Below are 18,812 nucleotides of genomic sequence, written 5' to 3'. Positions count from 1 at the left end.
GTTCACGCCCGCGTCACCCGCCGGCCCTACGGTGACCGGATGCGCGCACTCGTGTGGGGGTTCATCGGGCTGCATGCGGTCTACGCGATCGCTCTGCTTCCGCTCATCCTCGCGGGCGGGGTGGAAGGCGACCTTCCTCTCTACCGCGAGTGGGCGATGCGCGCGCTCGAACACGACGTGTGGATCGGGCTCGACGCCCCGTGGGTGTACCCGCTTCTCGCGCTCTTGCCGATCGTCGTGCCCGCCCTCCTCGGCCCGTACCTCTATCAAGCGGTGTGGCTCGCGATGCTCACGGCAGCGAACGGCGCGGCCCTTTGGGTGCTGACCGAGGGCGGTCGGCGACGGTCCGCGTACCCCGCGGCGTGGTTCTGGCTCGCGACAGTGTTCCTCCTCGCACCGGTCTCACTGCTGCGGCTCGAAGGCGTCACGGGCCCGCTCGTCGTCGCGGCCTTCGCGCTCCTGATGCGGAAGCCCGCCGTCGCGGGAGTGCTGCTCGCGGTCGCCACATGGATCAAGGTGTGGCCCGCGGCCGTCATCGCGGCAGCCCTCGTCGTGCTCGCGCGCGCCCGATCGGTGCTCGCCGCGGGCGCGGCCGTCACGGTCGTCATCCTCGCCGTCGCGGCGTCGCTCGGCGGGCTCCGCCAGATCGCGACGTTCCTCACCATCCAGGGCGACCGAGCACTGCAGGTCGAGGCACCCATCGCGACGCCGTGGCTGTGGATGGCGATCCTCGGGGTTCCCGGTGCGTCGGTCTATCAGAACGAGGCGCTCGCGACGCGTGAGGTCGTCGGTCCGGGCGCGCATCTCGCCGTCGCCGCGTCGACGCCCGCGCTCGTCGTCGCGTTCGTGATCGTCGCCGTGCTGCTCGTGCTCGCCCGGCGCCGTGTCGCCTCGGAGACCGAGCGCGCGCATCTCGTCGCCCTCGGAGCGTTCGCCCTCGTCGGCGCGCTCATCGTCTTCAACAAGGTGGGATCGCCGCAGTACCTCTTGTGGCTCGCGCCGGTCGTCGTCGGCGGGCTGCTCGTCGCGCGGGATCGGTGGATGCGCGTCGCGATCGCTCTCGCGGTGGCCGAGCTGCTCACGACGATCGTGTTCCCGATCCTCTACCTGCCGCTCGTCGACCTCGAGCCGGTCCCCGCCGTCGTGCTGCTCGCGCGGAACGCCATGCTCGTGGCGCTCTTCGCATGGTCGGTGCTCGCGCTCGCCCGGATCGCGTTCGCCCGGGTCGCGGCCGAGGTCAGGCCGCGCGGCGGAGCGCCGCGCGCGACTCGTGCACCGGAGCCGTCACCTCGGGCTCGCTGACCTCGACGGTCGGCGCAGCGAGCTTCATGACGAGGTCGCCCTTGAGGTGCCCGACGGGCAGGAAGCCGAGGCGTCGCGCGAGGGCGATCGAACGGTCGTTCCGCACATCCATGACGGCGCTGACCCAGCGGGCGCCGAGCTGATCGAAGGCGACATCGAGCAGGGCGTTCGCCGCTTCCGTCGCGAGACCCCTGCCCGCGACATCCGGGCTCACGACCCAGCCGATCTCGGCCGAGCGCTCGTCGCTCGCGACATCACGCAGGTGGAGCGAGACGTCGCCGATGAGGCGGCCCTGGTACTCGACCGCGAGGGCGAGGAAGTCGTTGGTCTGCAGCAGACGCGTGTGGCGCGTGCGGTCTCGGAGGTGACGGCGCGACTGAGCCTTGGTGCGCTCGGGCCAGTCGAGGTACTGCGTCACGGCGCGGTCGGACTGCAGGGCGAACCAGGCGGCGGCGTCGGCGCGACGGTGGGGTCGCAGCACGAGGCGGTCGGTCGTGATGACGCGAGCCACGACGGCGCGTTCGATGCGGGGCCCGCGGAGGAACCGCGGTCGGCGGAAGCGGCCGCCGAGCGTCACGGCGGAGCGCAGGGCCGTGCGCAGAGCGTCGCTGATGCTCTCAGAAGACGGAGCCACGATGTGCGATCGTGTTCCGAGTCGTGCCGAAGTCGTGGTCATCGTCGGCTCACCGCGCCTCGTCCCCCGACCGATGCATCAATGAGCGGTACGGCGTGGTTCCCGTTCATGAAGGAGACCATACGCACACCCCACATGTGTGGGATAAGAGAACATGTGAGTCTCTTATGAGAGTGGCTCTGAGCTATACGGAATAGGGGTGTGACCGGGATAATACCCCAGTGGACATTCCCGATCTGGTCGCGGACTCCGGCCGGCGACGGGCGGTCCTCGCCAAACTACCCCGCATTCACCGGCCCGACGGCTCGCCCGTCAAGGTCCTCCTCGTCGACGACGAACCGGCTCTCACGAACCTCGTGAGCCTCGCACTCGGCTACGAGGGCTGGCTCGTCGACACCGCCGCGACCGGCCGTGAGGCGATCGAGCGGTACCGTGCCGACCGCCCCGACGTCGTCGTGCTCGACGTCATGCTGCCCGACACCGACGGCCTGAGCGTGCTGCGCACGCTGCGCCAGTACGACGACGGCACGCCCGTGCTCTTCCTCACCGCCCGCGACTCGGTCGACGACCGCATCATCGGCCTCACGGCCGGCGGCGACGACTACATGACGAAGCCGTTCAACCTCGAAGAGCTCGTCGCCCGCCTCCGCGGCCTCTTGCGACGCCTCGCCAACACCGCGGAGGAGAGCGACGAGAGGCTCGTCGTCGGCGACCTGTGGCTCGACGAGTCGAGCTACGAGGTGCAGCGCGGCGGCGAGGTCATCAACCTCACCTCGACCGAGTTCGAGCTGCTGCGCCACTTCATGCGGAACCCCCGCCGCGTGCTCACGCGCGCTCAGATCCTCGATCGGGTGTGGAACTACGACTTCGCCGGCAAGGCGAGCATCGTCGACCTCTACGTCTCGTACCTGCGGAAGAAGATCGACGCCGACCGGCCCCCGATGATCCACACGGTGCGCGGCGTCGGCTACCTGCTGCGATCGAGCGACGGATGACGGGCACGCGCGCTCCCTGGACGCTGCGCCGTCGCATCGTCGTCGGCACGACGACTCTCGTCGCCGCGGTGCTCGTCGCCGTCGGCGCCATCTCGGTCGTCACCCTCGGCGCGAGCCTGACGAAGGTCGTCGACACGCAACTGACGGGCTCGATGAACGCACTCGACTACTCGGTCGAGAAGTACATGCCCATCGTTCCCGACCCGAACGCGAAGTACCCGAAGAAGGAGCTCGCCGACTTCATCGGGCACGCCCCGAACACGATCATCGCGCTCATGCAGGATTGCGAGATCGTCGACTCCGCGCGCTTCACCGATGGCGGCGCCTCACCGCTCCGCGGCGAGGTCGTCACCCAGCTCGAGACCACCGTGCTCGACTCGGGGCCTGCGATCTCCGGCCGCACCACCGTCGAACTGCCCGACCTCGGCCCGTACCGGGTGCAGACGACGATCAACGAGTCGGGGCAGGTGCTCATCGCCGGTGTCTCGCTCGCGACCGTGCGTCAGGCCGTCTTCGACGAGACCGTGCTCATCTCGATCCTCTCGGTGCTCGCCCTCGCGATCACCGTCGCGGGAGTCATCCTCGTCGTCCGGCTCGCCCTGCGCCCGCTCTCGCGCGTCGCCGTCGTCGCCGCCGACGTCGCGAAGCTGCCGCTCGAGCGCGGCGAGGTCGTCATCACCGACCGCGTCGACCCCGCCGACACCGACCCGCGCACCGAGGTCGGCCAGGTGGGCGAAGCGCTCAACCACCTGCTGCACCACGTCGACCGCGCGCTCGCCGTGCGCGCCGCGAGCGACAAGCGCATGCGCCGCTTCGTCACCGATGCGAGCCACGAGCTGCGCACGCCCCTCGCCTCGATCCAGGGGTACGCCGAGCTGACGCGGCAGGAGGCCGCGCAGCTGCCCGACATGACCGAGCACTCGCTCGCGCGCATCGAGTCGGAGGCGCGCCGCATGAGCTCGCTCGTCGACGACCTGCTGCTGCTCGCGCGCCTCGACGAGGGCCAGGACCTGCACATCGACGACGTCGACCTGTGCGAACTCGTCATCAACGCCGTGAGCGATGCGCGAGCCGCCGACGGCACCCACACGTGGCTCGCCGACGTGCCCGACGACTGCCGCCCGATCGTCGGCGACCGCGAGCGACTGCACCAGCTCGTCGCGAACCTGCTCGCGAACGCGCGCGTGCACACCCCGAGCGGCTCGTCGGTGACCGCCCGGCTCACGCCGGGCCGCGGCACGACGGTGCTCGAGGTCATCGACGACGGGCCCGGGATCGACCCCGAACTCGTGCCCGAACTCTTCGAGCGCTTCGCGCGGGGGGATGCCTCGCGCTCACGCCACTCGGGCAGCACGGGCCTCGGCCTCGCGATCGCCGCCTCGATCGTCGAAGCCCACGAGGGCCGGATCTCGGTCGACTCGCGGCCGGGTCGCACGGTGTTCCGCATCGAGCTGCCGAACGAACTCGCCGCACCGTCATCCGTCGCCGAGCCGCGCGGCGCACCCGTGCCTCCCGTGCAGTCGTCGCAGAAGACGCACTGACGGAACCCAGGCAGCGGTGTTAGCCTCTCTGCCGCATGCGGAACGCACCCTCCACCACACCGCGGCGACGACCGGCTCGCGCCCTCGTCGCCCTCGCCGTGGCTGCCCTCGTCGGCAGCCTCACGGTCGCGCCCGTGCTTCCGCCCCTGTCGACGTACGCGAACGGCGAGGTCGCTGAGGCGCCCACGACCGATCTGCAGTCGATCTCGGTGTCGTCGGAGCTGACCGATCCGACGGTCTCGCGCGACAGCTACGCGGCGTCGACCGGGCCCGAGACGCTCATCGCGGGCGGCACGAACCACGACTGGGCTCGGCTCGTGCTGTTCTTCGGCGACTGGCCGACGACCGACGAGAACGTCAACGTCGTGCTGCGCTGGATGCGGCAGGAGAACGGCCCCGACAACTGGTGGAACCGCAACAACCCGCTCAACAACGGCTACGGATCGGGCGGCGGCAGCGGTCTCGGCAGCTACGACAGCCTCGTCACGGCGGCGAAGTACGCGGCCGACAACCTGAAGGCCCGCTCGTTCTACACCGACATCGTCGCCGGTCTCGAGGCGGGCACGTCGGCGGATGCCACGGCGCGAGCGATCTGGGCCTCGCCGTGGGCGTCGAGCCACTACGGCAACGGCACGCACTGGAGCACGTCGCCCGTGCCCGTCATCGAGGCGCCGGCCGACTCCTGGTGATTGTTCGTAATTCAGGCTGGCGCGCGCGTCGCACCCTTCTCTCGCCACTCAAGAACCCGACACGCCGCACCGCAACCTGAATTGCGAACAGTGTCGGCACGCATCACTCAGGTAGGTGGGGCGGAGTAGTCACTCGCTGTCGAGGGGACGCCAGACGACGACGGCCGTCTCGCGGCGCACGCGCGTGCCCGAGCGGAGCGAGATGACCTCGCCCTCGGAGCCCGCGGCGAAGACGCGGCGGCCCGGGCGGTTGAGCATCTCGTCGGCGAGCGCGCCCTCGAGTTCGCGCACGCGCGCTTCGAGCGTCGTCACGCGGTTCTCGAGCTGCAGTACGCGGCGGATGCCCTCGAGGCTCACGCCCTCGGCCGACAGCACGGCGATCTCGCGCAGCTGCACGACGTCGCGCATCGAATAGCGGCGCGACTTGCCCGCCGTGCGGTCGGGCGAGACGAGGCCGAGGCGGTCGTACTGCCGCAGGGTCTGCGGGTGCATGCCCGCGAGCTCGGCGGCGACGGAGATCACGAAGATCGGGCTCTTCTCGTCCATGGGTCGCCTCAGTCGCGTGCGGCGCGCAGCAGCTCACTGCGCGGGTTCTCGTCGGGCAGCTTCGCGGCGAATGCCTCCAGCGCTTCCTGGGCATCCTTCGAGAGGTGGGCGGGAACGGCGATCTGCACGACGGCGAGGAGGTCGCCCGTGCCCTTCGACGTCGTGACGCCGCGACCCTTGACGCGCAGCACGCGGCCGCTCGGTGTGCCGGGGGCGACACGGAGTTTGACCGGTGCGCCGCCGAGGGTCGGAACCTCGATCGTGGCGCCGAGCGCGGCTTCGGCGAAGGTCACGGGAACGGTGACGCGCAGGTTCAGGCCATCGCGCTCGAAGACGGGGTGCTTCCGCACCGAGACAGTGAGCACGATGTCGCCGGGCTCGCCGCCGTCGGGCGAAGGCTGGCCCTTGCCGCGCAACTTGATCTTCTGCCCGTCGGAGACGCCCGCGGGGATGCGCACCGTGATCGGCTTGCCCTCGGAGGTCTGCAGGGTGATCTGGTCGCCCTGCGTCGCCGTGATGAAGTCGAGGGTCGTCGAGGCGGTCACGTCGCGGCCGCGGGTCGGCCCGCCGTAGCCGCGGAAGCCGCCGGTCGTCTGACCGAAGCGCCCGCCGCCGAAGAGCCCGCCGAGCAGGTCGTCGTAGTCGGCGCCGCCCTGCTGGTAGCTCGTGCGCTGGCCGGCACCGCCGCCACCGAACATGCCGCCGAAGACGTCCTCGAAGCCGCCGGTGCCCTGCCCGCCGCCGGGGGCGGTGAAGCGAGCGCCCGAACCCATCGCGCGGATCTGGTCGTACTCCTTGCGCTGCTCGGGGTCGGAGAGCACCGAGTGGGCCTCGCTGATCTCCTTGAACTTCGCCTCGGACGCCGCATCGCCGGGGTTCGAGTCGGGGTGGTACTTACGGGCGAGCTTGCGGTACGTCTTCTTGAGCTCGGCCTCGGAGACGTCCTTGGAGACGCCGAGGACCTTGTAGAAGTCCTTGTCGAACCAATCCTGGCTGGCCATGGACGCCTCCCTCCTGTGGTGCATCGAAAAGTGAATGGGGATGACGCGGGCCGGACCCTCGAGGATCCGGCCCGCATCGTGCGCGTTACGCGGGTGTCTGGACGACGACCTTCGCCGCGCGCAGCTGGGTCGATCCGAGCGTGTACCCCGTCTCGACGACGTCAGCGACGGTGTCGACCTCGACGTCGGGCGAGGGCTGCTGGAAGATCGCCTCGTGTCGCTGCGGATCGAAGGCTTCGCCCACGGCACCGAACGGCTCGAGGCCGAGCTTCGCGATCGAGCCGCGGAGCTTGGCCGCGATGGCCGCGAAGGGCGTCTCGGCGACGAGGTCGCCGTGCTTCTCAGCACGGTCGAGGTCGTCGAGCACCGGCAGGAGCACGGCGACGGCTGAGCCGATCGCGCGCTCGCGCTCGACCTCGCGGTTGGCCTCGGTGCGCTTGCGGTAGTTCGCGTACTCGGCGGTCACCCGCTTGAGGTCGGCGAGGTGCTCGCTCGACGGATCGTCGATCTCGGCGTTCGCCGCGTTCAGGATGTCGTCGACCGTGAGTTCGTCGTCGACATCGATGACCTCGGCGTCGATGGCCTCCTCGGGGGCATCGGCCTGGGGCGAGTCGGTCGACTCGGCCTCGGGCGTCACCTCGTCGGCGTCATCCGGCTTCTGGTTCTCGTCAGTCATGACTACTTCTTCTCGTCGTCCTCGTCGATGACCTCGGCGTCGACGACGTCCTCGTCGGTGGAGGCCTGCTCGCCCGTGGGCGCCTGGTCTTCACCGGCCGCGGCGTCGGCCGCCTGGCCCTGGGCGTAGATGGCCTCGCCGAGCTTGCCCTGCGACTGCGAGAGCTTCTCGAACGCGGTCTTCACGGCCTCGTCGTCGTCACCCGCGAGGGCCGACTTGAGCGCGTCGACGTCGCCCTGAACCTCGGACTTGACGTCAGCGGGGAGCTTCTCGTCGTTGTCCTTGATGAGCTTCTCGATCGAGTAGACGAGCTGCTCGGCGGAGTTGCGCACCTCGGCCGACTCGCGACGCTTCTTGTCTTCGGCGGCGTTCTCCTCGGCCTCGCGCACCATGCGCTCGATGTCTTCCTTCGGAAGCGACGAGCCGCCGGTGATCGTCATCGACTGCTCCTTGCCGGTGCCCTTGTCCTTCGCGGACACGTGCACGATGCCGTTGGCGTCGATGTCGAAGGTCACCTCGACCTGCGGGATGCCACGAGGGGCCGGGGCGATTCCGGTGAGCTCGAAGGTGCCGAGCGGCTTGTTGTCGCGGGTGAACTCGCGCTCGCCCTGGAAGACCTGGATGGCGACCGACGGCTGGTTGTCGTCGGCGGTCGTGAAGGTCTCGCTGCGCTTCGTGGGGATGGCGGTGTTGCGCTCGATGAGCTTCGTCATGATGCCGCCCTTGGTCTCGATACCGAGCGACAGCGGGGTGACGTCGATGAGGAGGACGTCCTTGCGCTCGCCGCGCAGCACGCCGGCCTGGAGTGCGGCGCCGACGGCGACGACCTCATCGGGGTTGACGCCCTTGTTCGGCTCCTGACCGGTCTCGCGCTTGATGAGCTCGCCCACGGCGGGCATACGGGTCGATCCACCGACGAGCACGACGTGTGCGACATCGGCGATCTTCACGCCGGCCTCACGCATGACGTCGTCGAAGGGCTTCTTCGTGCGGTCGAGCAGGTCGCTCGTCATGTTCTCGAACTGGGCGCGCGTGAGCGTCTCGTCGAGGTTGGCGGGGCCGTTCTCGGTGAGCGAGAGGTAGGGCAGCTGGATCGACGTCGAGGTCGAGCTCGAGAGCTCCTTCTTCGCCTGCTCCGCGGCCTCCTTGAGGCGCTGCTGAGCGATCTTGTCCTTCGAGACGTCGACACCCGTCGACTCCTTGAAGCGCTTGGTGAGCCACTCGACGACACGGGCGTCCCAGTCGTCACCACCGAGGCGGTTGTCACCCGAGGTGGCGCGCACCTGGATGGTCGAGAAGTCGTCGTCCTTGCCCACTTCGAGGAGCGAGACGTCGAACGTTCCACCACCGAGGTCGAAGACGAGGATGAGCTCGTCTTCCTTGCCCTTGTCGAGGCCGTACGCGAGAGCGGCGGCAGTCGGCTCGTTGATGATGCGCAGCACGTTGAGGCCCGCGATCTCGCCGGCTTCCTTCGTGGCCTGGCGCTCGGCGTCGTTGAAGTACGCGGGAACGGTGATGACGGCGTCGGTGACGGTGTCGCCGAGGTACTGCTCGGCGTCGCGCTTGAGCTTGCCGAGGATGCGTGCCGAGATCTCCTGCGGCGTGTACTTCTTGCCGTCGATCTCCTGCGTCCAGTCGGTGCCGATGTGGCGCTTGACGCTCGAGATCGTGCGGTCGACGTTGGTCACGGCCTGGCGCTTGGCGGTCTCGCCGACGAGCACCTCGCCGTCCTTGGTGAAGGCGACGACCGACGGGGTCGTGCGGAAGCCTTCGGCGTTCGCGATGACGGTGGGCTCGCCACCCTCGAGAACGCTGACCACCGAGTTGGTGGTTCCGAGGTCGATTCCTACTGCACGGGACATATCTTGTTCTCTCCTTGATGGTGTGGCTGACGATGGTGCAGCCGATCGGTGCCGGCTGAAGTCGTTATGTCAAGACTTGAGTCCTGACGAATCAAGTTTCCCGCGCCGACGGAATGGTGTCAAGTTCAGATCACCAAAGTTGAGCGTCATCCACTCAACTCTCAGTTTCGACCGCCCGAACCGGCTCGTCGCGGATGACGCGAGAGAGGATCCATCGCTCGCCGAGCGTCCACGTCACGGTCGTCAGGAGGTACAGCGATGCCGCGAGCGGCACGAACGCCGCGATGACCGCGGTGATGAACGGGGCGAATGACAGCACCCCCGTCATCCGTTGGAGGGCGGGCGGCGCGTCGGCCGCAGCCACCGCCGGGTCGCCCATCAGCTTGAGCTGGAGCATGCGCGAGAACCACGCGATGATGCCGATGCCCACGATGATGAGCCCGAAGACGAGGAGCGACGCCCCGCTCACCGACGCCGTGACGAGACCGTGCGCGAACGACGACCCGAGCGGCACTCCGGCGAGGCTGAAGTCGAGCAGCGCGTTCGCGTGGCCGTTGATCGTCGGCAGGAGGAAGATGCCGTACACGAGCGAGATGACGGGTGCCTGGAGGAGAAGCGGCAGGCAGCCCGCGAGGGGATTCGCACCCTCTTCCGAATAGAGCTCCATCGTCTTCCGCTGCAGCACCTCGGGCTTCTTCTCGTACCGGCGGCGCAACTCGGCGAGCTTCGGGGCGAGACGCTTGCGCATGCGTTGCGCCTTCGCCTGCGAGATGCCGACGGGCACGAGCAGCACGCGCACTCCGAGGGTGAGAAGGATGACGGCGAGCGCCGCCGCGGCACCGCCGGCGACGGGCTCGATGAGATCGGTCAGTGCCATGACGAGCGAGTACGCGCCGTCCAGCAGGGCCGCGATGGGCCCGAATTCATAGGGGTTCACGAAAGACGTCCTTGTGGGTCAGAGGAGGAAGGGTTCTCTTCTGGCCACACGTCGCGCACGCGACGAGGAGGTCGCCTAGGCGAGGGTGCGCACGGTGGCCACGAGGGCCGAACCGGGCGCGCGAGATCTCGGCTTGCCGGGCGCTTCGGGGTCGCTCACGACCGAGCGCGGCGGGGCGTCGATGCGTCGTTCGACGGCGGCGCGCGCCGAGATCGGGGCGTTCGCGGCCTGCGCGACGGCGATGGTGCGCACCGCGGCGAGCGCGACGCCTCCGACGAGGAGGGCGACACCGGCGATGAGCACGATCCCGCTCGCGCCGTCGACCGCGGTCGAGGCGCCGAGAAGGCCGGTGACGAGCGCAAGTGGTGCGAACACGCCGACCCTCCTTCTCTCCGGAATCCCCTCCCACCTTAGACCGAGCGGTTCGTGACTCGTTGATGTCGTTGCGCTCGAGCGCGGGGCGGGGGCTTAGCGTGGAGGCATGAGCACCTCCACGAGACTCGCCCGAGCGGCCGCCGTGGCCGCCATCGCCGCCCTCGCCCTCGCGGGGTGCACGCCCGCCGACGAGCCCGCGCCGTCGCCGACCGCGACGCGCACGCCCTCACCCACCGCGACAGCTACGCCCACCGAGACCGCGGAACCCACGCCGACCGAGACGCCCGTGCCGACCGCCGAGGCGACGACGTGCGAGAACGTGCTGGATGACGAGACGAACGCCTCACTCGCGGCCGACGGCGTCACGCTCGGCGACGAGGTCGTGTCGTACTGGCCCGCGCTCGACCGGATCATGACCGAGGGCGGCTTCGCCTGCCAGTGGAACAGTCCGAACGGCGACGTGTCGGTCTGGTACGGGCAGCTCGACCTCGATAGCGCCGGTTGGGGCACCGAGCGCGATGCACTCCTCGCCGAGGGGTACACGCAGACCGACGACCCGTTCCCGGGAACGCTGCAGGCGCCCGACACCGACCCGAACTACATGCCCTCGATCGCCTACGTCGACGGCACGATGTACTTCGCGACGTACGCGGCGTTCTTCAGCTCGGTGCGTTCGCTCCCGTAGGCGGCGTCGTGCTCGCGCGCACGTGCATGCGTTCGCCGTGGGTGCCGAAGAGGCTCAGCACCTCGACCGGTTCGCCGTCGGCGCTGCCGAACGCGTGGGGAACACGCGTGTCGAACTCGGCCGCCTCGCCGGGTGAGAGCACGAGGTCGTGCTCGCCGAGCAGCAGGCGCAGCCGCCCGCTCAGCACGTAGATCCAGTCGAACCCCTCGTGGGTCTTCTGGGTCCACGTCGACGCGTCGCTCCGCGTGATGATCTGCTTGAACGCCTGCAGACCGCCGTGCGGCTTGCCGAGGGGGACGATCGTCGACCCGGACTGCGTGAAGGGGCGCTGGATGACGCGCGGATCGGCCGTTGCCGGAGCATGCACGAGCTCGTCGAGGCTCACTTCGTAGTACCCGGCGAGCGCCAGCAGCATGTCGAGCGTCGCCTTCCGCCCGCCCGACTCGAGCCGCGAGAGCGTGCTCTCGGAGATGCCGATCGCGGCCGAGAGCTGCGCCTGCGTCACGTCGCGGCTGAGTCGCAGGGCGCGGAGTCGCGCACCGAGTTGGGCGGCGGGTGAGGGCGTCATGACCCCATCTTGCCAGATCGGCATGATTTCTTGCTGATCACTCTCGCCGACGTCATCCTCGATCTCATGACCCTCACACACGACGTCCTCATCATCGGCGGCGGCACCGCCGGCCAGAGCGCCGCCCTCATGCTCACCCGCGCGGGCCGCCGCGTCGCGATCATCGACGCGGGCGAACCGCGGAACGGCGTGGTGGAACACATGCACGCCGTGCTCGGCCACGACGGCGTGAAGCCGACCGACCTGCTCGCCCGCGGCCGCCGCGACATCGAGGGATACGGCGGCGAGTTCGTCGACGGCCGCGCGGTCACGGCGGCGCCCGTCGACGGCGGATTCGCCGCGACCCTCGACGGCGGCGACACCCTCACCGCGCGGCGCCTCATCGTGACGACCGGACTCCGCGACGAGCTCCCGGCGATCCCGGGCCTCCGCGAGCAGTGGGGCCGCGGCGTCGTCACGTGCCCGTACTGCGACGGCTACGAGGTGCGCGGTCGGCGCATCGGCGTGCTCGCGACGAGCGCGGGCGGGGTGCACCAGGCTCAGCTGCTGCGCCAGTGGTCGCCGCAGGTCACGTACTTCGAGAACGCCACGGGGATGCCGGAGGCCGAGGTCGCCGCAGGATTCGCGGCCCGCGGCGTGACCGTCGAGCCGGGCCCGGTCGCCGAGGTGATCTCCACCGACGGTGTGCTCACCGCGGTCGTGCTCGCCGACGGCCGGAGCGTCGCGATCGACTCGATCTTCACCGCGCCGACGCTCGTGCCGAACGGCACCCTGCTCGCCGACCTCGGCGCCGAGCTCACCGAGTCGCCGATCGGCACGGTCGTCGCCGTCGATGCCTTCGGCGCGACGAGCGTGCCGGGTGTCTGGGCAGCCGGCAACGTCGTCAACCCGATGGCCAACGTTCCCGTCTCGATGGGCGCGGGATCGATGGCGGGCGCCGCGGTCAACGCGAACCTCGTGCAGGACGACATCGCGCGCGCCGTCGCGTCGGGACACCCGCCGTTCACCACTCAGGGCTAGCCTGAACCCATGAGCGAGCCCGAAGGCGAAGGCGCCCCGCGCAACTTCCCGCCCACACCCCTGACCCGGGCGGATGGCGCGGCAGCGACCATCGGCATCGACACCGCTCAGGTCGAGGCCGTCGCGGCGCAAGGCGCGCGCAAGGGCAGGATCGTCGCGTGGGGTCTGTGGGACTGGGGCTCCGCCGCGTTCAACGCCGTCGTCACGACGTTCGTCTTCACCGTCTACCTGACGAGTTCCGGATTCGGGAACCCCGAGGAGTCGAACATCGCGCTGAGCATCGCGATCGCCGGTGCGGGCATCATCGTCGCCGTGCTCGCACCGGTGATCGGGCAGCGCAGCGACACGTCGGGGCACCGCAAGCGCTGGCTCGCGGTCAACACGTTCATCGTCGTCGTCGCGATCGCGCTCATGTACTTCGTGTACCCGGCGCCCGAGTTCCTGTGGTTCGGCCTCGGGCTGCTCGCCGTCGGCACCGTCTTCTTCGAGCTCGCGAGCGTCAACTACAACGCGATGCTCGCCCAGGTCTCGACGCCGCGCTCGATCGGACGCGTCAGCGGCCTCGGCTGGGGACTCGGCTACGTCGGCGGCATCGTGCTGCTGCTCATCGTCTACTTCGGCCTCATCCAGCCGGATGTCGGCGAGGACGGCTTCGCGGTGCGCATGTCGATGCTCATCGCGGCGGTCTGGTTCGCCCTCTTCGCGCTTCCCGTGCTGTTCGCCGTGCCCGAGTTCACGCCCCCGCCCAGCGCGGCTCGTGAGCGCGTGGGGATCGTCGATTCGTATCGTCGCCTCTTCCGCGACATCCGTCGTCTCTGGAAGGACAGCCGCCAGACGGTCTGGTTCCTGCTCGCGAGCGCGGTGTTCCGCGACGGCCTCACCGGTGTCTTCACCTTCGGCGGCGTGCTCGCCGGCACGGTCTTCGGCTTCACGCCCGGCGAGGTCATCATCTTCGCGATCGCCGCGAACGTCGTCGCGGGTATCTCGACGATCACCGTCGGCCTCCTCGACGACAAGCTCGGCGCGAAGCCCGTGATCATCACGGCCCTCATCGGCCTCATCATCTCGGGCATGCTCGTCTTCCTGCTGCACGACGGCGGCCAGATCGTGTTCTGGACGGCGGGCCTCGCGCTCTGCATCTTCGTCGGCCCCGCCCAGTCGGCGAGCCGCACGTTCCTCGCGCGCCTCATCCCGGCCGGGCGCGAGGGCGAGGTGTTCGGCCTCTACGCGACCACGGGTCGCGCGGCGGTGTGGATGTCGCCCACGATGTACGGCCTCTTCATCGCGATCTTCGGCGGCGCGCACTTCGGCATTCTCGGCATCGTGCTCGTGCTCGTCGTGGGCCTCGCGCTGCTCATCCCGGTGCAGGCGAAGCAGGCGCAGCTGCGCTGATCTCCTACGCTTCGGCGCGGCCCGCGGCGAAGCGCGCGAGGAGGTCGGCGAACTGCTCGGCCTCGGCGGGGGTGAAGCCCGCGAGTCCGTTGCGCACGGCCCCGCGTCGCGACTCGCGTGATTCGTCGAGCGCCCTCTCGCCGGCGGCGGTCAGTTGGATGACGCTGCGACGCGCATCACGCGGATCGACCGTGCGCCGCACGAGCCCCTCGCGCTGAGCGCCCTGCACGAGGCGGCTCGCACGCGGCTGATCGACGCCGATGAGCGCCGCGAGTTCGCTGATCGAGGGGGCCGGAGCGTCGGTGGCGCCGCGCGCGTCGAGCACCTCGAGCAGCCGGATGCGCGCCATGTGGCGGAAGGCCGCAGGGCCCCGGCCGTGATGCTCGTGCGCGTGGTTCGCGTGGTCGTGCGACGTGTCGCCGCCGTCGGCTTCGCCGTGTTCGTGCTCGCCGCGGCCACGGCCGAACCCGGGACCCCACGCTCCGCCCCGGGGGCCCGCGCCGCGCATCCCGAAGCCGCCGGGTCCGCCGAAGCCCGGCCCGCCGAATCCGGGGCCGCCGAACCCGCCCGGGCCACCGCGTCGACGGTCGTGCCGGAGCGCGATGAGCGCCTGCTCGATGCGCGCGATGGTCTCGGCGGGGATGCCCTCACCTGGGAGCCCGCCGTGAGCGGCTTGACGTTCGTCCGACATACATGTCATCCTACATATACATGTAACAGTGCATGCAATCGATCGATGGGATCGATCACGAACTCACAAAGGACTCCCTCACCATGAACACCACCGACAACACACCTGACACCCCCTCCTCCGACCGCCCGCTCGGCTACTGGCTCCGCGCCGTCGACCGCTCGCTCGAGCGTGCGATGAACGAGCTGTTCGCCGCCGAAGACCTCACCCGACGCGACTGGCGTCGACTCTCGATCGTCGAACGCGGCGCCGAGCACCCGCTCGCCGCTCGTCTCGACGCCCGCCCGGGCAAGCTCAGCCACCTCATCGACCTCGGATGGGTCGAGGGTGAGCCCGGGGCCTGGGTCCTCACGGAGACCGGTCGAGCCGGTCACGACGCCCTGCTCGAACGTGTCACCGCGCTGCGCACCCGCGTCGCCGGCGCCGTCTCGCCCGAGGACTTCGCGACGACCGTCGCCTCCCTCGAGGCGATCGCCCACGAACTCGGCTTCGACGAGAACGAACGGATGCCGCGCGGCAAGCGCCGCGGTCACGGCTTCGGTCACGGACGAGGCTTCGGTCATGGACGCGGATTCGGTCACGGGCGCGGCGGATTCGGTTTCGGCCCCCGCCCCGGCTTCGACCCGCGATCGGACTTCGGACTCGACTTCGACCCGCGCGAGGCGCACGAACACCCGCACGACAGCGAGAAGGGCCACCCTCACGGGCACCGCGGCTTCGGGCCTGGCTTCGGCCCTGAATTCGGCCCCGGCCACGGCTTCGGCCCCGAGCGCGGACACCGCCGAGGCTTCGGCCGACGCGCGGCCTTCGCGCAGGGCTTCGCCTACGGCCGAGGTTTCGAGCAGGGTCGCGCGGCTGAAGCTCGCGGCATCCACCCCGACGCCGCCTGACGCACACTCTGCGTCATCCCACCCGACCCCGCAGAGCCCGCCGTCATCGTGACGGCGGGCTCTGCGCCATGTCGGCACTCACGCGGCGCGCGGCCCGACCGTCACGACGGGCGCACGTCGCCCGGCGAGTTCGCGGCGCACTCCGCGCACGAGTTCGATGAGCGCGAGAACGGCGACCAGGATGAGCGCGAGGCGCGTGACGCCGTCGGCATCCGCGTTGACGAACACCGGGCCGGAGGCGACCCACCACACGCACACCACGATCCAGGCGGCGTCGATCACCAGGGCGATGCGCCGGGTCGTGCGACTCCAGCGCCCTGCGGCGAGCACGACGATGCTGAGCGCGAGAAGTGCGAGCCACAGCGGCAGCACCCACACGGCACGCCAGGCGAGGAACTCCGCGTCGAACGCGAACACGTCGATCACCGGCTGCGGCAACCAGGTCGCCCAGACGGCGAGCCACGGCAGCGAGATCACGATGCTCGCACCGACCACGCCGAGGGCGATGTAGAGCACGTACAACCCGCGATTCACGCGGTCACGGTCGACGACGCGCGGCGACCAGACTCGCTCACCCCGTTGCGAGCCGACCCACCCAGCAATGAGCGTCATCGTCACGAGGAAGCCGGGCCACCAGAACGCACCGAGCCCCCACGACAGCCACCAGGCGGCGAGGCGTCCCCACGGTTCATCCGCTCCGATGAACACGCCGGGCAACGTCAGCGCCCACTGCGCGGCGACGCCGATGAGGGCGATCCAGGCGAACGCCGGGGCGTCGGCGGGGCGGATGACGGTGAAGCCGGCCGGCCGGTAGCGATCAGCCACCTCGTCAGGTGCTCCGAACGACCGGAGGAGGTCGAGCACCATGGCCTCGTCGGCCGGTCGGCCCGAGTCGGCAGCCCGGCCCTCGAGCTCGTCGCGCAGAAGCGAGCGCAGCTCGGCCGCGACGTCGGAGCGCTGCCGCCGCGGAAGACGCCCCGCGACGTCATCCGCGTAGGTGTCGATGATCTCGAACGGGTTCATATCAGTCGTCCTCCTGCAGCCGCACAGTAAGGCAAGAACGAATCAGCGCACGCGTCGCCGGTACAGCAGCGTCGCGATCGAACTGGCGGCGATGAGGATGCCGACGAGCCACGCGAGGGCCACCCCAATCTCTCCCCCGTCGGGCTGCCCCGCGAACAGCGCGCGGATCGTGTCGACGATCGACGTCACCGGCTGGTTCTCGGCGAACCATGCGACGGGCGCGGGCATCGACTCGGTCGGCACGAACGCCGAACTGATGAACGGCAGGAAGATGAGCGGATAGCTGAACGCACTCGCGCCGTCGACGGTCTTCGCCGAGAGTCCGGCGATCACCGCGACCCACGTGAGAGCGAGGGTGAAGAGCACGAGGATGCCGGCGACGGCGAGCCACGCGGCGATCGATGCACCCGTGCGGAACCCCATGAGCAGGGCGACGCCCGTGACGAGAGCGATCGAGGCGAGGTTCGCCGCGAGCGACGTGAGCACGTGCGCCCACAGCACGCTCGACCGCGCGATCGGCATCGACTGGAATCGTTCGACGATGCCGCCCTGCAGATCGAGGAAGAGGCGGTACGACGTGTACGCGACGCCCGACGCGATCGTGATGAGCAGGATGCCGGGCAGCAGGTAGTCGACGTACGAGACGCCGGCGCCCGTATCGATCGCCCCGCCGAGCACGAAGACGAAGAGCAGCAGGAGCGCGATCGGCGTGACCGCCGTCGTGATGATCGTGTCGGGGCTCCGCAGGATGTGCCGGAGCGATCGGCCCGTGAGAATCCGGGTCTCCCCGAGGGCGTGCAGACTCATGATCTGTCCTCCTTCGTCGATTCGTCGACGGATGACGCGGGCGAACGACCCACGAGAGAGAGGAAGACCTCTTCGAGCGAGGGCTTCCGTTCGACGTACTCGACCCTCGCGGGCGGCAGCAGGGCGATGAGCTCGGCGAGCGTGCCGTTCTGGATGATGACGCCCTCGTGCAGGATCGCGATGCGATCGGCGAGCTGTTCCGCCTCGTCGAGGTACTGGGTCGTGAGGAGCACGGTCGTGCCGTGCGAGGCGAGCTCGCGCACCGTCTGCCACACCTCGATGCGCGCCTCGGGGTCGAGGCCCGTGGTCGGCTCGTCGAGGAAGATGACCGCCGGGTCGCCGACGAGGCTCATGGCGATGTCGAGACGTCGGCGCATGCCGCCCGAGTACGTCGCGACGCGGCGCCCTCCGGCTTCGGTGAGCTCGAAACGGGCGAGCAGGGCGTCGGCGATCGTGCCCGGATCGTCGAGGTGACGGAGGCGCGCGACGAGCACGAGGTTCTCGCGACCGCTCAGCACGTCGTCGACGGCCGCGAACTGACCCGTCAGGCTGATCGCGCGGCGTACCTCATCGGCATCCGTCGCCGTATCGAACCCGACGACCGTCGCCGCACCACCGTCGGCGGGCAGGAGGGTCGAGAGGATGCGCACGAGCGTCGTCTTGCCCGCGCCGTTCGAGCCGAGGAGAGCGAAGATGCTGCCAGCAGCGACATCGAAGTCGACCCCGCGCAGCACGTCGACCTCACCGAACGACTTCGCGATGCCGCGCACGCTGATGGCGGGCCCGGTCTCGATCGTCATGACGGTTCGCCTCCCGAGGCATCCCCGACGGCCGCGTCGATGGCAGCGGTCAGGCGGGCGCGTTCCTTGTCGATCCACTGCGCGCCGGCGTATGCTCGCGCGAACGACTCGGCGAACTCGACGGGATCGTCAGCGACGATGTCGCGGACGGGGGTCTCGTCGACGGCCGCGCGCTCCCACAGGTCGGCGTGATCGAGGAACATCGTCACGATCGTGTCGCCGTCGGTCACACCGCCGTAGTACATGAGGTAGCGGTTGAGCGCCTTCGCGGTCTCGCGGTAGGGCGTGGGGAGGGCCTCGATGCGGGCGACGGCCTGCTTGTACTGCTTCTTCTGCTCGAGCGATCCGGTGAGCGCTTCGATCCATTTCGCTGCCATG

General features: G+C 69.8%; 21 protein-coding genes. 8 read left to right on the top strand and 13 right to left on the bottom strand.

Annotation, left to right across the window (positions count from 1 at the left end; translation table 11 throughout):
• Nucleotides 1-39 precede the first annotated feature (39 nt).
• Nucleotides 40-1,302: a glycosyltransferase 87 family protein gene (locus BJ972_RS12665; RefSeq protein ID WP_129172115.1), complete on the top strand. Its 1,263-nt coding sequence runs from the start codon at nucleotides 40-42 to the stop codon at nucleotides 1,300-1,302.
• On the opposite strand, the gene BJ972_RS12660 is transcribed toward BJ972_RS12665, so the two are convergent.
• Entirely contained in the window at nucleotides 1,238-1,936 is a 699-nt protein-coding gene (locus BJ972_RS12660) for a GNAT family N-acetyltransferase (RefSeq protein ID WP_241830667.1), read from the bottom strand. The genes BJ972_RS12665 and BJ972_RS12660 overlap by 65 nt on opposite strands.
• 227 nt (nucleotides 1,937-2,163) lie before the next feature.
• Between BJ972_RS12660 and BJ972_RS12655 the strand changes: the two genes are divergently transcribed.
• From BJ972_RS12655 to BJ972_RS12645, 3 genes are read left to right on the top strand one after another with little or no spacing between them, the layout of a single operon-like run.
• Complete coding sequence (locus tag BJ972_RS12655; RefSeq protein WP_129172628.1) at nucleotides 2,164-2,931, top strand: response regulator transcription factor; 768 nt, start codon at nucleotides 2,164-2,166, stop codon at nucleotides 2,929-2,931.
• Nucleotides 2,928-4,472 (top strand): sensor histidine kinase, encoded by a 1,545-nt coding sequence (locus tag BJ972_RS12650; RefSeq protein ID WP_129172117.1) that lies wholly within the window; start codon nucleotides 2,928-2,930, stop codon nucleotides 4,470-4,472. Before BJ972_RS12655 ends, BJ972_RS12650 begins: the two co-directional genes overlap by 4 nt.
• 35 nt (nucleotides 4,473-4,507) lie before the next feature.
• The gene (locus BJ972_RS12645; RefSeq protein WP_129172118.1) at nucleotides 4,508-5,161 is read left to right on the top strand and encodes a hypothetical protein; all 654 of its coding nucleotides are present in this window, start codon (nucleotides 4,508-4,510) and stop codon (nucleotides 5,159-5,161) included.
• Nucleotides 5,162-5,290: 129 nt separating this feature from the next.
• On the opposite strand, the gene BJ972_RS12640 is transcribed toward BJ972_RS12645, so the two are convergent.
• From BJ972_RS12640 to BJ972_RS17720, 6 genes are all read right to left on the bottom strand, one after another.
• Nucleotides 5,291-5,707, bottom strand: coding sequence for a heat shock protein transcriptional repressor HspR (locus BJ972_RS12640; RefSeq protein ID WP_129172119.1), 417 nt, complete (start codon nucleotides 5,705-5,707; stop codon nucleotides 5,291-5,293).
• An 8-nt stretch (nucleotides 5,708-5,715) separates the two neighbouring features.
• A complete protein-coding gene (locus BJ972_RS12635) occupies nucleotides 5,716-6,708 on the bottom strand; it encodes a DnaJ C-terminal domain-containing protein (RefSeq protein ID WP_129172120.1) in 993 nt (330 codons plus the stop codon).
• A gap of 85 nt (nucleotides 6,709-6,793) precedes the next feature.
• Nucleotides 6,794-7,384: a nucleotide exchange factor GrpE gene (locus tag BJ972_RS12630; RefSeq protein WP_129172121.1), complete on the bottom strand. Its 591-nt coding sequence runs from the start codon at nucleotides 7,382-7,384 to the stop codon at nucleotides 6,794-6,796.
• A 2-nt stretch (nucleotides 7,385-7,386) separates the two neighbouring features.
• Complete coding sequence (gene dnaK / locus BJ972_RS12625) at nucleotides 7,387-9,246, bottom strand: molecular chaperone DnaK (protein WP_129172122.1); 1,860 nt, start codon at nucleotides 9,244-9,246, stop codon at nucleotides 7,387-7,389.
• A gap of 154 nt (nucleotides 9,247-9,400) precedes the next feature.
• A complete protein-coding gene (locus BJ972_RS12620; RefSeq protein ID WP_164989843.1) occupies nucleotides 9,401-10,183 on the bottom strand; it encodes a YidC/Oxa1 family membrane protein insertase in 783 nt (260 codons plus the stop codon).
• A gap of 75 nt (nucleotides 10,184-10,258) precedes the next feature.
• Nucleotides 10,259-10,558 (bottom strand): DUF6412 domain-containing protein, encoded by a 300-nt coding sequence (locus BJ972_RS17720; protein WP_129172123.1) that lies wholly within the window; start codon nucleotides 10,556-10,558, stop codon nucleotides 10,259-10,261.
• A 106-nt stretch (nucleotides 10,559-10,664) separates the two neighbouring features.
• Here BJ972_RS17720 and BJ972_RS12610 point away from each other — a divergent pair, with 106 nt between their 5' ends.
• Complete coding sequence (locus BJ972_RS12610; RefSeq protein WP_129172124.1) at nucleotides 10,665-11,243, top strand: hypothetical protein; 579 nt, start codon at nucleotides 10,665-10,667, stop codon at nucleotides 11,241-11,243.
• Here the strand turns inward: BJ972_RS12610 and BJ972_RS12605 are convergent.
• On the bottom strand, nucleotides 11,218-11,811 hold the full coding sequence (locus tag BJ972_RS12605; RefSeq protein ID WP_206736455.1) for a helix-turn-helix domain-containing protein: 594 nt from the start codon (nucleotides 11,809-11,811) through the stop codon (nucleotides 11,218-11,220). The genes BJ972_RS12610 and BJ972_RS12605 overlap by 26 nt on opposite strands.
• A 66-nt stretch (nucleotides 11,812-11,877) precedes the next feature.
• Between BJ972_RS12605 and BJ972_RS12600 the strand changes: the two genes are divergently transcribed.
• Both BJ972_RS12600 and BJ972_RS12595 read left to right on the top strand, forming a co-directional pair.
• Nucleotides 11,878-12,831, top strand: coding sequence for an NAD(P)/FAD-dependent oxidoreductase (locus tag BJ972_RS12600; RefSeq protein ID WP_129172126.1), 954 nt, complete (start codon nucleotides 11,878-11,880; stop codon nucleotides 12,829-12,831).
• A gap of 9 nt (nucleotides 12,832-12,840) precedes the next feature.
• Nucleotides 12,841-14,223, top strand: a complete 1,383-nt coding sequence (locus tag BJ972_RS12595) for an MFS transporter (RefSeq protein WP_129172127.1) — start codon at nucleotides 12,841-12,843, stop codon at nucleotides 14,221-14,223.
• Nucleotides 14,224-14,227: 4 nt separating this feature from the next.
• Here BJ972_RS12595 and BJ972_RS17360 read toward each other — a convergent pair whose 3' ends face one another.
• Nucleotides 14,228-14,914: a MarR family winged helix-turn-helix transcriptional regulator gene (locus BJ972_RS17360; protein ID WP_241830668.1), complete on the bottom strand. Its 687-nt coding sequence runs from the start codon at nucleotides 14,912-14,914 to the stop codon at nucleotides 14,228-14,230.
• An 83-nt stretch (nucleotides 14,915-14,997) separates the two neighbouring features.
• Here BJ972_RS17360 and BJ972_RS17355 point away from each other — a divergent pair, with 83 nt between their 5' ends.
• Nucleotides 14,998-15,804, top strand: coding sequence for a MarR family winged helix-turn-helix transcriptional regulator (locus BJ972_RS17355; protein WP_129172128.1), 807 nt, complete (start codon nucleotides 14,998-15,000; stop codon nucleotides 15,802-15,804).
• A 78-nt stretch (nucleotides 15,805-15,882) separates the two neighbouring features.
• Here BJ972_RS17355 and BJ972_RS12580 read toward each other — a convergent pair whose 3' ends face one another.
• The 4 genes from BJ972_RS12580 to BJ972_RS12565 are packed head-to-tail and all read right to left on the bottom strand — an operon-like array spanning nucleotide 15,883 to nucleotide 18,811.
• Entirely contained in the window at nucleotides 15,883-16,827 is a 945-nt protein-coding gene (locus BJ972_RS12580; RefSeq protein ID WP_129172129.1) for a hypothetical protein, read from the bottom strand.
• Between the two features lie 42 nt (nucleotides 16,828-16,869).
• Complete coding sequence (locus BJ972_RS12575) at nucleotides 16,870-17,634, bottom strand: ABC transporter permease (protein ID WP_129172130.1); 765 nt, start codon at nucleotides 17,632-17,634, stop codon at nucleotides 16,870-16,872.
• On the bottom strand, nucleotides 17,631-18,434 hold the full coding sequence (locus BJ972_RS12570) for an ABC transporter ATP-binding protein (RefSeq protein WP_129172131.1): 804 nt from the start codon (nucleotides 18,432-18,434) through the stop codon (nucleotides 17,631-17,633). The genes BJ972_RS12575 and BJ972_RS12570 overlap by 4 nt, the downstream gene beginning before the upstream one ends.
• A complete protein-coding gene (locus BJ972_RS12565; protein ID WP_129172132.1) occupies nucleotides 18,431-18,811 on the bottom strand; it encodes a DUF1048 domain-containing protein in 381 nt (126 codons plus the stop codon). The genes BJ972_RS12570 and BJ972_RS12565 overlap by 4 nt, the downstream gene beginning before the upstream one ends.
• Nucleotide 18,812 lies beyond the last annotated feature (1 nt).

The organism is Agromyces atrinae (assembly GCF_013407835.1).
Taxonomy (GTDB): domain Bacteria; phylum Actinomycetota; class Actinomycetes; order Actinomycetales; family Microbacteriaceae; genus Agromyces; species Agromyces atrinae.
This window is presented reverse-complemented; position numbering and strand designations above follow the sequence as displayed.

Bases quoted from the DNA above. Each gene is read 5' to 3' on its own strand.
- BJ972_RS12630 (WP_129172121.1), bottom strand. From the start codon at position 7,384: ATGACTGACGAGAACCAGAAGCCGGATGACGCCGACGAGGTGACGCCC.
- BJ972_RS12570 (WP_129172131.1), bottom strand. From the start codon at position 18,434: ATGACGATCGAGACCGGGCCCGCCATCAGCGTGCGCGGCATCGCGAAG.
- BJ972_RS12600 (WP_129172126.1), top strand. From the start codon at position 11,878: ATGACCCTCACACACGACGTCCTCATCATCGGCGGCGGCACCGCCGGC.
- BJ972_RS12665 (WP_129172115.1), top strand. From the start codon at position 40: ATGCGCGCACTCGTGTGGGGGTTCATCGGGCTGCATGCGGTCTACGCG.
- BJ972_RS12580 (WP_129172129.1), bottom strand. From the start codon at position 16,827: ATGAACCCGTTCGAGATCATCGACACCTACGCGGATGACGTCGCGGGG.
- BJ972_RS12595 (WP_129172127.1), top strand. From the start codon at position 12,841: ATGAGCGAGCCCGAAGGCGAAGGCGCCCCGCGCAACTTCCCGCCCACA.
- BJ972_RS12610 (WP_129172124.1), top strand. From the start codon at position 10,665: ATGAGCACCTCCACGAGACTCGCCCGAGCGGCCGCCGTGGCCGCCATC.
- BJ972_RS12605 (WP_206736455.1), bottom strand. From the start codon at position 11,811: ATGACGCCCTCACCCGCCGCCCAACTCGGTGCGCGACTCCGCGCCCTG.
- dnaK (WP_129172122.1), bottom strand. From the start codon at position 9,246: ATGTCCCGTGCAGTAGGAATCGACCTCGGAACCACCAACTCGGTGGTC.
- BJ972_RS12640 (WP_129172119.1), bottom strand. From the start codon at position 5,707: ATGGACGAGAAGAGCCCGATCTTCGTGATCTCCGTCGCCGCCGAGCTC.
- BJ972_RS17360 (WP_241830668.1), bottom strand. From the start codon at position 14,914: ATGTCGGACGAACGTCAAGCCGCTCACGGCGGGCTCCCAGGTGAGGGC.
- BJ972_RS12575 (WP_129172130.1), bottom strand. From the start codon at position 17,634: ATGAGTCTGCACGCCCTCGGGGAGACCCGGATTCTCACGGGCCGATCG.
- BJ972_RS12565 (WP_129172132.1), bottom strand. From the start codon at position 18,811: ATGGCAGCGAAATGGATCGAAGCGCTCACCGGATCGCTCGAGCAGAAG.
- BJ972_RS12635 (WP_129172120.1), bottom strand. From the start codon at position 6,708: ATGGCCAGCCAGGATTGGTTCGACAAGGACTTCTACAAGGTCCTCGGC.
- BJ972_RS12645 (WP_129172118.1), top strand. From the start codon at position 4,508: ATGCGGAACGCACCCTCCACCACACCGCGGCGACGACCGGCTCGCGCC.
- BJ972_RS12650 (WP_129172117.1), top strand. From the start codon at position 2,928: ATGACGGGCACGCGCGCTCCCTGGACGCTGCGCCGTCGCATCGTCGTC.
- BJ972_RS17355 (WP_129172128.1), top strand. From the start codon at position 14,998: ATGAACACCACCGACAACACACCTGACACCCCCTCCTCCGACCGCCCG.